The following is a 17,124-nucleotide window of genomic DNA, read 5'->3' as shown; positions in this document are numbered from 1 at the left end:
ACTGTGGACGACAAGCGCAAGCTGCTGCTGAGCCTCTTGAAGGCCACCGCCCCGGCCCCGGCGGGCGAGGGAGTGGCGATCGTCGGAGTCGCCGGCCGCTATCCGCTGGCCGGCACGGTCACCGAACTGTGGGACAACCTGGCCGACGGCCGCCACTGCATACGCGAGGTGCCCGCCGACCGCTGGAACGCCGACGCGCACCACGGCCCCGGCGGGACGCGCGGCGGTGACAGCAGGTGGGCCGGCTTCATCGACGAGGCCGACATGTTCGACCCCCTGTTCTTCCGCATCTCGCCCGCGGAGGCCGAGGCGATGGACCCGCAGGAGCGGCTGTTCCTGCAGACCGCGTCCGCCGCCCTGGAGGACGCCGGCATCCCTGCGGCCACCCTCGCCGCCCGGGGCCCGGTCGGTGTGTTCGTCGGCGTCATGAACAACGACTACGAATGGCTCGGCGGCGAGGCGACCGCCCTGGGCGCTGCCAACAGCGCCCGCTCCGCGCACTACTCGGTGGCCAACCGGGTCTCCTACGTCCTCGACTTCACCGGGCCGAGCCTGGCCGTGGACACCGCCTGCTCCGCCTCGCTCACCGCCGTCCACCTGGCCTGCGAGAGCATCCGCAGCGGGGACTGCGTCGCGGCGGTCGCGGGCGGCGTGAACCTCATCCTGCATCAGGGACACCTGGGCTCGCTGGCAGAGCACGGCATGATCTCGCGCGGCGACCGGCTCAAGGCCTTCGGCGCGGACGCCGACGGCTTCGTCGACGGAGAGGGCGTCGGCGCCGTCCTGCTGAAGCCGTTGCGGGCGGCGGTCGCGGACGGGGACCGGATCCTCGGTGTGATCCGGGGTTCGGCCGTCAACGCCAATGGAAAGACGGGCGGTTACACCGTGCCCAGCTCGGCGGCCCAGTCCCGGGTGATCGGCGCCGCGCTGCGCCGCGCCGGCGTCACGGCCGACACGATCGGCTATGTCGAGGCTCACGGCACGGGCACCCCGCTCGGAGACCCCATCGAGATCACAGGCCTGGTCGAGGCCTTCGGCGGGCGGATCGATCCGCGACGGCGTGCCGAACGCCCCACCGTCGCCGTGGGATCGGTGAAGACCAACATCGGACACCTGGAGTCGGCCGCCGGTATCGCCGGCCTGACCAAGGTGCTGCTGCAACTCGGGCACGGCAAGCTGGCCCCGTCGCTGCACTCGCAGCGCCCCAACCCGGCGATCGACTTCACCACCACGCCCTTCCACGTGCAGCAGAGTCTCGCGGAGTGGCCGCGCCTGCCCGGACCGGACGGAACCGACGGCGCGCCAGAGCTGCCGAGGCGCGCGCTCGTCAGCTCGTTCGGCGGCGGCGGCGCCAACGCCTGCGTGCTCGTCGAGGAGTACCTGCCGGCGGAACCCATGGCCCCGGCGGCGGACGACGGAGAACACCTTCTGGTGCTGTCCGCGAAGACCGAGGAGCGCCTGCGCGCCTACGCGGCCGACCTGGCGGCCTGGCTGCGCCGCAGCGCCGCGCGCGGCCCGGCCACGGAACCGGACCCGGACGCAACGGCGGAGGTCCGCTCCGTCTGCCTGCGCCTCGCGGCCGAAACGGTCGGTGTGGAGCCGCGGTTGATCAGCCCCGCCGCCGACCTCGCCGAGTACGGGTTCGGCGTGACCGAGCGTGCCCGCTACCACGCCCTGCTCGCCGCCGAGTTCGGGGCCGGGCTGCCCCCGGCCGCCGCCACGGCGGACACCGTCGAGGCCGTGGCCCGGGCGGTCGCCGTGCTCCACCCCGGCGCACCCGCGACCGACGACGGCCCATGCCTCGCGGACATCGGGCACACCCTGCGGTCGGGCCGGACGGCCCACGAGTTCCGCCTGGCCCTGACGACCGCCTCGCCTGCCGAGGCCGCCGCCCTGCTGGAGACGTACGCGGCGGGACGCACCGACACGCGGCTCGTCACCGGCCGGGCCGAGGCCACCCGCACGTCGCGCTCCGCCGCCGACACGGCCGACCTGGACCGCGCGCTGACCGTCCGCGACCTGACGGCCGTGGCCGCGCACTGGGTGGTGGGCGCCGAGCCCGACTGGTCGCGCCTCACCCCGCCCGGCGCCCGCCGGATCGCCCTGCCGACCTACCCCTTCGCCCGTCGCCGGTGCTGGATCCCGGCCCCGCCGGCACTGCATCCCGAGGCGCAGGCGCCCGCGCGATCGGCCCTGGAACCACCGGACTTCTACCGCCCCGTATGGGTGCGCGCCGACACGCCGGCCAAGCCGGTCCCGCTACCGCCCCGGCGGGTCGTCGTCCTGACGACCGAGGACTCGTCCTGGCTGGGCGAGGCGCTCGCCGCGCGCCTGCCCGCCGGCCGGGTGGAGTGCGTGAGGCTGGACGGACCGGCAGGCGACCACTGGACGGCCCGCACGACCGGCGCCGACCTCGTCTACCACCTCGGCGGAGTGCACCCCGGACCGGGGGAAGGGCTCGGCGAGGAACAGGCCGCGCGGCAGATGCGCTCGGGCCCGCTCGCATTGCTGCGGCTGCTGCGGGACGGTGGCGCGCGGCGGCAGGTCGTGGTCACCAGCGACGCGTACGGCGTCGCGGGCAGCACGGTGCGCAACCCCTTCGCGGCCGGCCTGCACGGCATGCTCCAGGTCGCGCCCAAGGAACGCCCAGGGCTCCGCGCGGTCGGCCTCGACTTCGCCTGGGCCGACGCCGAACGGGACCCGGAAGCGCTGGTCGACGCCCTCCTCGCCGAACCGCTCGACGGCACCGGCCGCACCGTGGCACTGCGCGCCGGGGTGCGCTACACGCGCCGACTCGGCAGGGTCGAACTGCCCGAGGCGGGGCCGGTGTTCCGGGACGGCGGCGTCTACCTGCTGGTCGGCGGCACCGGCGGCATCGCTCGCGAGCTGAGCCTGCACCTCGCCGAACGGCACCGGGCCCGGCTGGTCTGGTTCAGTCGCGGCGCGCTCACGCCCGCACTCGAGGCGGACATCGCGCGGATCCGGGCGTACGGAGGTGAGGTCGCGCATGTCCGGGGTGACGCCTGCTCCGCCACCGACCTGGCTGCGGCCGTGGCCGAGACGCACTCCCGCTTCGGCGCCGTGCACGGCGTCGTACACGCCGCGATGGTCTTCGACAACCATGCCCTGGCCGACCTCGACGACCCGACGTTCACCGCGGTGACCGCCGTGAAGAGCGTCGGTGCCGCGGCGCTGGCCGCCGCCGTCGCGGGCGAACGGCTGGACTTCCTCACCTACTTCTCCTCCGCCGGCTCCTTCGGCGGTTTCGCCGGCAACGGTGCCTACGCCTGTGCGTCCGCCACCGAGGACGCTTACGCCCACTTCCTGCGTGACCGGCTGCCGTTCCCGGTCTCCGTCGTCAACCAGGGCTACTGGGGCCAGGTCGGCTCCGGCACCCGGTCCGGGCTCGCCGAGATCTTCGCCGGCCTGGGTATCGGCTCCTTCACCCCGGCCGAGGGGATCGCCGCGCTGCGCCGGGTCCTGCACAGTGGCCTGGCGCAGGTCATGCCGATCCGCGCGGGCCATCGCGCGCTGGAGGCCATGGGCCATGATCCGGCGTACGACGGCGAGGTGATGGCCGGCGGCCACGCGCCCGCCCTGGCCGAGGCGTTCGCCGGTCTGCGCTCGCAGACCGGTGTCGATCCGGCCGCCGCCCGCGTCGTCGCCGGCTACCAGGAACTGGAGACCGTCTCCGCGCCCGCGCTCCTCGACGTCTACCGGCGCATGGGCGTCTTCGGGCGCTCCGGCGAGCGCCACCACCGCGCGGAGCTGCACGGTCGGCTGCGCATCCAGGACAAGTACCGGCGCCTGCACGAGGCGCTGCTGAACATCCTGACCGACGCCGGGTACCTCACCCGTGACGGCGAGCATGTCGTCACAGCCGCCGCGGTGGACGCGGTGGAGCAGAAGACCCCGGGGGACCGGGAGGCGGAGTTCGGCCGGATCTGCGCGGCCTACCCCGATATCGAGCCGACCGTCACCCTCAACCGGCTTTTCCTGGAGGAGTACCCGAGGATCCTGCGCGGCGAGGTCGGCGCCACCGAGATCATGTTCCCCGGTTCGTCGATGAAGCTCGTGCAGAACTTCTACAAGGGCAACCCGCTCACCGACTCCTTCAACGTGCTCGTGGGCGAGACCGTCCGCCGCTTCCTGGACCTGCGCCTGCCACAACTGCCGGCCGGCGCCACGGTCGATGTGGTCGAGCTGGGTGCCGGCACCGGTGCCACCAGCGAGCGGGTGCTGCCGGTCCTGGCCGAGCATGCGGACCGCGTCGGCTACACCTTCACCGACATCTCGCCCCGCTTCCTGGAACACGGCCGTGAACGCTTCGCCGCCCGCTACCCGTTCGCCCGTTTCCAGGTGCTCAACCTCGAACGGGGCCTGCTGGAACAGGACTTCATCCCCGCCTCGGCGGACCTGGTCGTGGCCACCAACGTCGTACACGCCACCCGCAACCTGCGCGCCACCCTGCGCAGGGCGAAGGCCCTGCTGCGGCCCGGCGGCTGGCTCGTCCTCAACGAACTCACCGGAGTCAGGCCGCTGCTGACCATCGGCGGCGGCCCGCTGGAGGGCTGGTGGGCCTTCGAGGACGGCGAACTGCGCCTGCCCGACTCGCCGCTGGCCTCGCCCGAGTCCTGGATCCGACTGCTGCACGAGGAGGGCTACGCGCCGGTCGGAGCGCTCGGCTCGGACGACACCGCCCTGGGCCAGAGTGTGCTGGTCGCCGAGAGCGACGGCCTGGTGCTCGCCGCGACCCCGCCAACGTCCCAGCCCCCGGCCCCGGCCACGGCTCCGGCACCCACGCCACCCCCAGCTCCGGGCACCGCCGCCGCCGACGAGGCGGCGGAGCGACTGCGCGGGCTCGTCGAGGGCGTGCTGAAGCTGGAGGAGCGCATCGACCCCGACCGTCCGCTGGCCGACTACGGTTTCGACTCGCTCAGCGGCATGAAGATCGTGTCCGCCGTCGACGAGGCCTTCGGCGTCACCGTTCCGCTCGGCGACTTCTTCGAGCGCCCCACGCTGCGCGAGCTGTCCGCCCATCTGACCGCCACCTGGCTCGCCGACGTCGCGCCGACCGCCGTACCGGAGAGCCAGGACGCGGCGGGGGCCGTCACGTCGCCGACCGCCGCCGTCGCGGCCGAAGCCGTGCTGCGCCCCCGCTCCGTCGCCGTCGCCGCCACGCACCCCCTGTCGGAGGGACAGCGGGCGCTGTGGGTCATCGAACAGATCGCGCCCGGCACGTACGCGTACAACCTGCCGCTCGCCCTGTGGCTCGACCCCGGCACCGACCTGCTCGCCCTGCGCGTGGTGTTGCAGGACCTGGTCGACCGGCACGCGGAACTGCGTGCCACGGTCCGCACGAGCACCGACGGACCCCTCGTGTCGATCGCCGCCGAGCCCGAGCTGCCCTTCCAACAGGTGTTCCTGACGGCCGTCGCGGACGAGGCCCTGCGCGACCGGATGCGCACCGACCTGCGCGCCCCCTTCGACCTGGCCCGGGGACCACTGGTGCGGGCCACGCTCTACACCCTGGGCGACGGCCGCCAGGCGCTGCTGCTGACCTTCCACCACGTGGTGTTCGACGGGGTGTCCATCGCCGCGCTGCTGAAGGAACTGGAGCGCGGCTACCGCACGGTCACCGAGGGCCGCCCCCTTCCGCCGGACCGGCCGGCGCGGACGTACGCCGATTTCACGGCTCGCCAGCGGGAGGTACTGGCCGGCGCCCAAGGCGAGCGCCTGCGCGCCTACTGGTTGGAACGGCTGCGCGGCCGGCAGACCGCGGTGGCGCTGCCGCTGGACCGGCCGCGTCCGCCCGTGCCAGGATTCCGGGGCGCGAGCGTGGACGGACACATTCCCCGGGACGTGGCCGAGCGCGCCCGCGCGCTCGCCACGGCGGAGCAGACCTCCCTGTTCGGCGTCCTGCTCGCGGCCTTCTTCGCGGTGCTGCACCGCTACACCGACCAGGACGACCTGGCTGTCGGCACCCCGACCGCGGGCCGTCCGGCCGACGGCTTCGAGGACGTGCTCGGCTACTTCATGAACATGGTGGTGCTGGCCGAGCGGATCGACCCGCAGGAGCCCTTCCGCGCCCTGACCCGCCGCGTCCACCGTACGGTCCTGGAAGCGCTGGAGCACGGCGAGTACCCGCTGATCACGCTCGCGGAGGAACTGAAGCGAGCGGACCCGGCGGCCCCGGCCGCGCCGTTCAACGTGGCGTTCTACTTCCAGAACTGGGCACGCGGCGGACTCGGGGAGAGCGGCCTGGTGCTGGCCCCGGTCGACGGAGTCCACCAGGAGGGCGAGTTCGACCTGACCCTGGAGGTGGTCGAAGCGGCGGAGGGCTGCCGCTACTCGATCAAGTACGACCCGGACCTGTTCGACGAGGCCACGGCCGAGCGCTTCGGCGCCCACTTCACCACACTCCTGGCCGGCGCCGTGGCCGCGCCCGGCACGGCGGTCGGCGGCCTCGACCCGCTGACCGCCGAGGAGTACGAGGCGCTGGCCCGGCCCGCCGCCGACTACCCGTCGGACACGCTGGTCTGGGAGCTGGTGCGCCGCCAGGCCGAGGCCCGCCCGGACGCGGTCGCCGTGCGGTGCGACGGCACCGAACTGACGTACCGTCAACTCCAGGAGCGGGTCGGCTCACTCGCGGCCCGGCTCACCGCGGCCGGCGTCGGCCGGGGCCGTACCGTCGGTGTCCTCCTGCCGCGCGACGCGGGGCTGCCGGTGGCCCTGCTCGCCGTCCAGGCCGCGGGCGGCGCCTACGTCCCGCTCGACCCGGCCTACCCGGCCGAACGGCTCGCCTACATGGCCGAGGACGCCGGGCTGCACCTCATGCTCACCCACTCCACCGTGCCCGGCACCTACGGCAGCGCGCCCAGTCTCCTCGCCGACGGCGTCGACGGCGCCGAAGAACCGCCCGCAGCCCCCTCACCCGGACCCGCCGGGCCCGACGACCCCGCCTACGTGATCTACACCTCCGGCTCCACGGGCCGGCCCAAGGGGGTGAGCGTCCCCCACCGCGCGCTCACCAACTTCCTCTGGTCGATGGCCCGCGAACCGGGATGCGGGCCGGGTGACACGCTCCTCGCCGTGACCACCGTCTGCTTCGACATCTCGGGTCTGGAGCTCTACCTGCCGCTCGTCACCGGCGGCACGGTCGAGGTGCTGCCGGCCGACAGTGCCCGCGACGGACTGCGGCTGCGGGAGGCGGTCGAGCGCATCGCGCCCACGATCGTCCAGGCGACCCCGGCGACCTGGACGATGCTGCTGGCAGCGGGCTGGTGCGGGCACCCCGATCTGAAGGTGCTGTCCGGCGGGGAGGCGCTGCCCGCCGAGACCGCCGAGGCGCTCCTCGCCGGCAACGGCGAGGTCTGGAACCTCTACGGGCCCACCGAGACGACCATCTGGTCGGCGGCGAGCCGACTCGTCCCGAATGAGCCCGTGACCCTCGGCGCCCCGATCGCCAACACCGCCCTGTACGTGCTCGACGGCTCGCGCCGACCGGTGCCGACCGGGGTGGCCGGGGAGCTGTACATCGCGGGCCACGGCGTGGCCGACGGCTACCTCGGCCGTCCGGATCTGACCGCAGAGCGCTTCCTGCCCGACCCGTTCGCCCCGCTGCCCGGCGGGCGTATGTACCGCACCGGCGACCTCGTGCGCCGCCTCGCCGACGGGCGCCTCGTCTACCTGGGCCGGATCGACTCGCAGGTGAAGGTGCGCGGCTTCCGGGTGGAACTGGAGGAGATCGAGGCGACGCTGCGGCGGCTCGACGGGGTGCGCGAGGCTGTGGCCGTGGCGCGCGGCAGCGGCGGCGACCGTACGCTGCTCGCCTGCTTCGTCTCCGAAGAGGGCGCCGCTGAGCCGACGCGTGAGCGGCTCGCGGCCTGGCTGCCGACCCACATGGTTCCGGACGTGTTGCTCCGGGTGAGCGGATTCCCCCGCACCCTCAATGGGAAGGTCGACCGCACCGCCCTGGCCACACTGCCGCTGCCCGAACTGCGGGCCCGCTTCGGTACGACCACCGCCGAACCGCACACGCCTCCCGCGCCCCCCGCCGAGGCCGGGGAGACCGGCGACCGCGTCGAGGCGCTCCTCGCCGAACTCACCGGCACGGTCGCCCGCCTGGCCGGGACCAACCCCCGCGACATCGGCGCCCACACCCCGCTGGGCGAGGCCGGCATGACGTCGGTGACCTTCACCACGCTCAGCGTGGAGCTGCGCACCGCGTACGGCATCGACGTCCCGCCGACCCTCTTCTACCGCCGCAGCACCCTGGCAGCGCTCGCCGAGCACCTGTGGGAACACCACGCCGACACGCTGGGCGCTCGCTTCGGTCCGGCCGCCGCGCCCCGTCCCACCGTGGCCGCGGCCGAGCCCGCGGGGGAGGAGCGGCGTGGCGGGGACGTCGCGATCATCGGCATGGCCGGCCGGCTCCCCGGATCCATGGACCTGGACGAGTTCTGGGACCACCTGGTGGCCGGCGACGACCTGGTGACGGAGATCCCCGCCGACCGCTGGGACTGGCGTGCCCAGTCGGGTTCCCGCTCCCGCTGGGGCGGCTTCGTCCCGGACGTGGACCGCTTCGACGCCGCGTTCTTCGGGATCTCGCCGCGCGAGGCGGAACTGATGGACCCCCAGCAGCGCCTCATGCTGGAGACGGCATGGTCGGCGATCGAGGACGCCGGATACCGGCCCTCCGACCTCGCGGGCAAGCGCGTCGGGGTGTTCGTGGCCGCCACCAACTCCGACTACCTGGAGGTCCAGCGCACCGCCGGGCGGGGCATCGAGGGCCACACCCTGACCGGCGCGGCGCTGTCGGTCATCCCCAACCGCATCTCCTACCTGCTGGACCTGCGCGGCCCCAGCATCGCCGTGGACACCGCCTGCTCCGGTTCCCTCACCGCCGTCCACCAGGCCGTCGCGGCACTGCGGGACGGCACCTGCGACCTGGCGCTCGCGGGCGGCGTCAGCCTCATGCTCGCGCCGACCGTGTACGAGGCGCTGAGCCGGGGCGAGATGCTCAGCCCCGACGGCCGCTGCAAGGCCTTCGACCGCCGTGCCGACGGCTATGTCCGAGGCGAGGGCGCCGGTCTGGTCCTGCTCAAGCCGGACGAGCGGGCCCGCCGCGACGGCGACGCCGTCCACGCCGTGATCAAGGCCGTGGCCATTCACCACGGTGGCCGCACAACCTCGCTCACCGCCCCCAACCCGGACGCCCAGGCGGACCTGCTCGTCGAGGCATACCACCGGGCCGGGGTGCAGCCGCGGACGGTCGGCCTCATCGAGGCTCACGGCACCGGCACCGCGCTCGGCGACCCCATCGAGACGATCGGCCTGAGCTCCGCCTTCCGCCGGCTGCGCGCGGACCGCGGCGAGGCCGAGTCCGACGGGCGACCGGCTGTCGCGATCGGCTCGGTGAAGACCAACATCGGCCACCTGGAGGCGGCCGCCGGGATCGCCGGGCTGCTGAAGACGGTGCTCGCGCTGCGGAACGGCACCATCCCCGCCAGCCTGCACTTCGCACAGCCGAACCCCCATCTGGAGCTGGACGGCGGCCCGTTCGAGATCGCCCGCACCACTCGTCCCTGGCCGCGTCCGCGCGCCGCCGACGGCCGTGAACTGCCCCGCAACGGCGGCGTCAGCTCCTTCGGCTTCGGCGGCGCCGGCGCGCACATCGTGCTGGAGGAGCCCACCGTGCCAGAGCCTTGCGAGGAACCCGAGCACGAGCAGGTGTTCGTGCTCTCCGCCCGCGACCCCGAGGCACTGGGCCGCTCCGCGCGACGGCTCGTCGATCACCTGTCCCACCACGACATCCCGGCGGGCGACCTCGCCCACACCCTGCAGACGGGCCGCGAGGCGATGACCCACCGCCTCGCCGTCGTCGCTTCCACCACGGACGTCCTGCGCGCCGAACTCACCGCCCACCTGGATGGCCGCCCATCGGCCGTCCGCACGGGCCTGGTCCAGCCGGGCGGCCGGACACCGACCGTGGCCGCAACGGCGGAGCCGCACGTGGTCGCGTCCGCATGGCTCACCGGGGCCGAGGTCGACTGGACGCCCCCACGCGAGGGCCGACGCCGGGTACACCTGCCCACCTACCCGTTCGCCCGGACCCGCCACTGGGTGACCCCGGCCACCCCACCGCCCACCGAGCCCACCGAGCCCGCCGAGCCCGCCGGGGCCTCCGGCGCCGGGGCATTCGCCGACGCCGGATCACCGGCCGTCTCCGAGTCACTTGCCCCGGCAGGGGCAGCCGCCGGCGGGGGAGCGCTCGCCCCCTCCGGGGCGTCCGTTCCCGCCGGGCCATCTGCCTCGACAGGGTCGGCCGTCGGCGCGGGATCGCTCGTCGGCGCAGGGGCACCTGCCGACGAGGTGGCTGCCTTCGCCCCGGTCTGGGAGCCCGACCCGCGTACCACCCCCGCCGACGCCGTCACCGGCACGGTTCTGGTTCTCGACACCGGTGTGCACGGTGCGGAGGTGGCCGCCGCGCTCACCGCTGTCGGGGCCGTCGTACGGCGAGTGTCGTTGAACGCGGGTTTCGAGCCGGGGGCCGTGCTCGACGCCGTGCCGCCGGGCCCGCTTCACGTCGTGCTGCTGGCGGGCGAGGACACCGGCACGGCCGCCGCCGTGGAGCACGGGTTCCACGCCGCTTCGGACCTGTTGCGGGCCTGGCAGCGGCACCGCCGGGGCAGCACCCCCCATCTGCTCTACGTCCACCGCGACCCGGCCTCGGGGCCGGCCCAGCCCGCCATGGCGGGCTTCGTCCGCTCGGTGCGCCGCGAGCATCCCTCGGCCGACGTACGGGTCCTGGCCGTCGCCGCCGGCCAGGTTGCCGACGCCGTGACCGCCGAACTCGGAGCCGACGGCGCCCCGGAGGTCCGCGTCGGCGAGGACGGCCGTACGCGACGCGCCTGGCGGCACACGGCGCTGCCCGGCGCGTCCGGGACGGCGTTCGCGGGCGACGGCGCGCACATCATCACCGGCGGCACCGGTGCCCTCGGCCTGCTGCTGGCGGAACACATCGCCGCCGGCCGCCGGGCCGCCGGGCTGCCGGCCGCCGGGATCATGCTCGTCGCCCGTTCCGCGCCCGGCCCCGAGGCCCGCGCCCGCATCGAGGCGGCCGGAGCCCGCGTGGTCCTGGCCGACGTCGCCGACCCCGGCGCGGTACGAGCGCTCGTCGCCGACGCCCGTGCGACGTACGGCTCGGTCAGCGGTGTCCTCCACGCGGCCGGAGTGCTGCGGGACGGTCTGCTGCGCAGCAAGGCACGCGCCGACGCGGAGGCCGTGCTCGCCGCCAAGGTGTACGGCACGGTCCTGCTCGACGAGGCCACCCGGGACGAACCGCTGGACTACTTCGTGGCGTTCTCCTCCGCGGCCGCCGCCTTCGGCAATCTCGGCCAGACCGACTACGCCTTCGCCAACGCCTTCCTCGACCACTTCGCCGAGCAGCGGGAACAACTGCGCCTCCAGGGGGCACGACGGGGCCGTACCCTCGCCGCCGCCTGGCCCGTCTGGGCCGACGGCGGAATGCGGATCACCGCAGCCGCCGAGCAGGACATGGCGCGCGAACTCGGCATGAGGCCGGTGCGCACGTCGGCCGGTCTCGTGGCGCTGGAGCGGGCGCTGGCGGGGACCGCGCCCCGGCTGCTGCTCGCCCCGGGCGACCCGGCACGCATCCTGGCAGCGCTCGACGACCGTTCCCCGGGGCCGCGGTCTGAGGCGCCCGCACCGGGGGCGGAGCTCCGCCTCCGGGCGGAGCGGCTGGTCCTGCGGTTGCTCGCCGCCGAACTGAGGCTCCCGGAGCGGGAGATCGCCGTCAATGAGCCCTTCGACCACTACGGGGTCGACTCCCTCATCACGATGAGCCTCGTCCGACGGCTCGAGGAACACGTCGGCCCGCTGCCGAAGACCCTGCTGTTCGAGTACGTGACGGCCCGTGAGGTGGCCGACCATCTGGCGGCGGCCCGCCCGGACGCGTTCGCCGAGCAGGAGGAACCGGGGGAACCGGCGGAGCCGGTCGGCGTGCGGACGCCGACGCCCGCTCCCGTGGTCGATGCCACGGCCCCGGCCGATGTCGCGATCATCGGTGTGGCCGGCCGCTACCCGCAGGCCGACGACATCGACGAGTTCTGGCGGAACCTGCGGGAGGGCCGGGACTGCGTCGAGGAGGTCCCGGCCGACCGCTGGGACCACGCCAGGTTCTACGACCCGGACAAGTCGGCCGTCGGCAGGACGTACGGCCGTTGGGGCGGCTTCCTGCGCGGCGCCGACCGCTTCGACCCGCTGTTCTTCCGGATGTCCCAGCTGGAGGCCGAGCACGTCGACCCCCAGGAGCGTGTCTTCCTCGAGACCGTCTGGCATCTCCTGGAGGACGCCGGCTGCACGCGGGAGCGGCTGCGTGCCACCCGCACCGGTGTGTTCGTCGGCGTGACCTACGGCCACTACCAGCTGTACGGCGTGCGGGACGCGCTGCGCGGCACCGGCCTGGCCGCCTCCTCGTCACACGCCTCGGTGGCCAACCGCGTGTCGTACTTCTTCGGCTTCACCGGACCGAGCATCGCCCTGGACACGATGTGCTCGTCGTCCCTCGTCGCACTGCACCAGGCGTGGCTGGCGATCCGCAACGGCGACTGTGACGCGGCCGTCGCGGGCGGCGTCAACGTCTCCACCCACCCGGTGAAATACCTCCAGCTCGCCCACCGCGGCTTCCTCGCAGAAGACGGACGCTGCCGCAGCTTCGGCGAGGGCGGCACCGGATACGTGCCGGCCGAGGGATCGGGCGCGGTCCTGCTCAAGCGGCTGGACCGGGCGGTGGCGGACGGCGACCGGATCCTCGCGGTGATCAGGGGTTCGGCCGTCAACCACGGCGGTACGGCCAAGGGGTTCAGCGTGCCCAGCCCCAAGGCACAGGGCGAGCTGCTGCGCACCGCGCTGGAACGGTCCGGATTGCGTCCCGCGGACCTCGACTACCTGGAGGCGCACGGCACCGGAACCGCCCTCGGCGATCCGATCGAGGTCGCCGGAGTGCTGAGCGCCTTCGGCGGCGACCTGCCCGAACGGCTGCCGATCGGCTCGGTCAAGTCGAACATCGGGCACGCCGAGTCGGCCGCCGGCATCGCTGCCGTGACCAAGGTGCTGTTGCAGATGCGGCACGGCGAGTTCGCCCCGTCGCTGCACGCGGACCGGCTCAACCCGAACATCGACTTCGCGGCCACGCCGCTGCACGTGCAGAGCGAGGCGGCTCCCTGGCCGCGCCGCGTCCTCGCCGACGGCACACAGCGTCCCCGGACCGCCGGGGTGAGCTCCTTCGGCGCCGGAGGCACGAACGCCCACGTCGTCCTCCAGGAACACCTCGACGTGTCCGGTGACGGGGGAGCACCGGTCCCGGGGGCCGGGTCCGGCCCGTATCTCGCCGTACTCTCCGCCCGCGACGGCGACCGCCTGGCGGCGCAGGCCCGCCGCCTGGCCGCACACCTGCGCGGCGAGGGCGCGCAGGCGGCTCCGCAGGAAGTCGCCTGGACCCTGCAATGGGGCCGTGAGGCGATGGAGCACCGGTTCGCGGTGCTCTTCGACGACCTGCCTCAACTGGCGGACCGCCTGGAGGAGTTCGCGGCAGGCGGCACTCCGGCCGGCGGCCACAGCGCAGTGGCGGACCTGCGCCGCTCCGTCGAGGCCGCCACCCCGGCCGCCGACCCGGCCGGGTACGCCGAGGCCTGGACGGCGGGCCGGCCGGTCGACTGGCCGGCACTGTATCCGGCGGGCCTGCCGTGCAGGGTGGCCCTGCCCGGCTATCCCTTCGCCGGCGACCGCATCCGCCACGCCGCGATCGACGCCGAACTCGGGGCCCCCAACACCACCCCCGCCGACCCGGCCGCCGGAGTGCTGCTGACCCGGCAGTGGATCCCGGCCCCGCCCGCACGAGGCACCGCACTGCCCCGCCTGACCGCGATCCTGACGGTGCCCGGCACCGAGGCGGTGGCCGCCCGGCTGAGCGCCGCCCTCCCGGGGGGCGAGGTGCTGACCCCGGAGCGCCTCGCGGCCGACCTCGCCGACCCCGGCACCCGCTGGGAGCGCTATGACGCCGTGGCCGACCTGTCCGGCTGCGGCGATCCCGCGCTGCCCCCGGCGCACGGCACGCTGCCGGTCTGGCTGCGCTGGCTGCAGCACCTCGTCGACCGGGGCGGACCGGAGCTCCGTACGCTGCTGGTCTCGCGGGGCCCCAACCTGCTGGGCGGTGCGGCCCGGGCCGGTCTGTACCGGATGCTGCAAAGCGAGTACGGGCATGTCCGCTCCAGGCACCTGGACGCGGGTATCTGCACCGACGAGCAGCTGTCCCGGTGGACGGTGGGCGAACTCGGCGCACTGGCGGGCGACGAAGACCCGGCCGAGATCGCCTACCACGACGGCGTACGCCACCGCGCCGTGCTCCGCCCCCTGCTGGACGGCCCGCGCGCGCCGCTGAGCTTCCCCGAGGGCCATGTGCTGTGGGTGACCGGCGGTACCCGTGGGCTCGGACTGCTGACGGCCCGGCACTTCGTCGCCCGGCACGGCGTGCGCAAGGTCGTCCTGACCGGACGTGAGGAGCTGCCGCCCCGGGCGGAGTGGGGCGCGCACATCGCCGAGGGCGGGCCGCTCGGACAGCGGCTGCGCCCGCTCGCAGAACTGGCGGAACAGGGCGTGGAGCTGGAGGTTCTGGCCGTCCGGCTGGAGGAGAAGGAGGCCCTGGCCAAGACGCTCGCCGACATCAGGCTACGGCTGGGCCCGACCGGCGGGGTGATCCACTGCGCGGGCTTCAACGATGCCCGCAACCCCGCGTTCGTCCGCAAGCCGCAGGCCGTCGTCGACCGGGTCGTCGGCCCGAAGGTGTTCGGTCTGGACGCGCTCGTGGAGTGTTTTCGCGACGAGCCGCTGAGCCTGTTCGTCGTGTACTCATCGGTCGCCGCCGCCGTGCCCGCCCTGGCCGTCGGACAGAGCGACTACGCGATGGCCAACGCCTATATGGACGCGGTCGCCGAGGCCCGGCCGCACGGGCTGCCGATACAGAGCATCCAGTGGCCGAGCTGGAAGGACACCGGCATGGGCGAGGTGTGCACGGCCGCCTACCGGGCCTCCGGCCTGGCCGCGCTCTCCGATGAACAGGGCCTCGCGTTGCTGGAGCGGGCCCTGGGCAGCGGCGCCCGCGTGGTCCTGCCCGCCGTGGCACGGCCCGACGCGGTATGGCAGCCGGATCGGCTGACGGACCGCCACCTGGACCCGGGCGGGAAGGCTTCCGTGGCTTCCGTGGCTTCCTTGGCTTCCTTGGCTTCCGAGGAGACTGCGGCCGGTCTGCCGGAACCCGGGCCCGGGGCCACGGTGCTGCGGGCCGTGAGCGACGCGGCCGCGGACTGGCTGCTGGGCCGGCTCGCGGCGGAACTGCGGTTCGACCGTTCCAGGCTGACCGGCGATGTGCCGGTACAGGACTACGGCGTCGACTCGATCGTCGTGGCCCAGCTCGTCCAGGAGACCGCGAAGCGGCTGGACGTCTCGCTGGACCCCTCGGCCCTGCTGGAACACCCGACGGCCGACGCGTTCACCCAGTACCTGGCGCAGTCCCATCCCGATGCGCTGCTGGCCGCCTTCGCTCCGGACCCCGGCGACCGGGACTCCCGGAGCACGGCGTCCTGTGCGGACACTGTGGTCGCCCGCCCCGCCGTCCCGACGCCCGCCGCCGGACCGGCCGCCCGCGGCGCCGGGGACATCGCGGTTGTCGGCCTGTCGTGCCGATTCCCCGGCGCGGAGTCGGCGGACGCCTACTGGGAACTGCTGCGGGAGGGCGGTTGCGCGCTGCGGCCCGCTCCGGAGTCGGTCGCCGGTACCGGCGGACACCACGCCGGGCTGCTCCCGGACGTTCTGCGCGTCGATCCGGACACCTTCCTGCTGTCGGAGGCGGACGCCGCGGCCATGGACCCGCAGGCGCTGCTGCTCCTGGAGGAGGTGAACAGCGCGCTGCACCACGCGGGCTACCGGCCCGACGAGCTGAAGGGGCACCCGATCGGGGTGTACGTCGGCGGGCGCACCACTCGGGTTCCGGATGCCGAGCGACTGCGGGCCGCGGCCAACCCGGTGGTGGCCGCGGGCCAGAACTACCTCGCCGCCAACGTCTCGCAGTTCTTCGACCTCCGAGGTCCGAGCCTGGTCGTCGACACCGCCTGTTCCTCGGCTCTGGTGGCCATGGACACGGCCGTGCAGGCGCTGCGGTCGGGCGACATCGAGGCGGCGGTCGTCGCCGGGGTGAGTCTGCTCGCGGACGACCGGGCGCACCGGGTCTTCGGGCAACGGGGCCTGCTGAACCCGGGCGAGCGGTTCCACGTGTTCGACCGCAGGGCGGCCGGCGTGGTACTCGGCGAGGGCATCGGCGTCGTCGTACTCAAGCCGCTCGCCGCGGCGCGTGCCGACGGCGACCGGGTGCTTGCGGTCCTCAAGGGCCTCGCGGTCAACAACGACGGCCGCACGGCGGGCCCGGCCACACCCAACCCCCAGGCACACCGGGCGGTCATGACCCAGGCGCTTCGGCGCAGCGGCCACGACCCGAAGGACGTCGGCTGGGTGGAGGCGAACGGCTCGGGCTCGGTCGTCACCGACCTGCTGGAGCTGAAGGCGGTGGAGGCGGTCTACGGCACGGACCCGGGGCGCAGGGTCGCGCTCGGCTCGGTCAAGCCGAACATCGGCCACCCGCTCGCGGCGGAGGGCATCGCGGCGTTCATCAAGGTGGTCCTGATGCTGCACCACGGCGAGCAGGTGCCGTTCCTGTCGGGTCAGGAGCCGCCCGTCCACTTCGACCTGAATGCCTCACCGCTCTACTTCCCCCGACAGACCGCCCCCTGGCCGACTTCGTCCCCGCTGGCCGCGCTGAACTGCTTCGCGGACGGCGGCACCAACGCCCACCTGCTGCTCGCACCCGCCCCCGCCGACGGCGAGAGCGGCCGTGCCCCGCTGCCGCAGCCCGCGCTGCACCGCAGGCTCGTGGTCCGGGGCGAGGCGGGCGGAGCCGGCCGGGCCCTCTTCTGGGAGGGACGCCGTACGCCCGGTCCCGACACCACGCCCTCCGGTACGGGCCTGTTCTGGGACGCCCACCGATGACGA

1 protein-coding gene is annotated in these 17,124 nt (G+C 74.4%); it reads left to right on the top strand.

All coding sequences use genetic code 11. From position 1 onward, the window contains the following. The first annotated feature begins 3 nt into the window (after window positions 1–3). Window positions 4–17,121: an amino acid adenylation domain-containing protein gene (locus tag ACZ5SK_RS06100; RefSeq protein ID WP_468575430.1), complete on the top strand. Its 17,118-nt coding sequence runs from the start codon at window positions 4–6 to the stop codon at window positions 17,119–17,121. Window positions 17,122–17,124 lie beyond the last annotated feature (3 nt).

It is taken from the genome of Streptomyces sp. NPDC031474, from assembly GCF_055581185.1.
The sequence above is the reverse complement of the archived record's forward strand: the minus strand, read 5'-3'. Positions and strand labels throughout refer to the sequence as shown.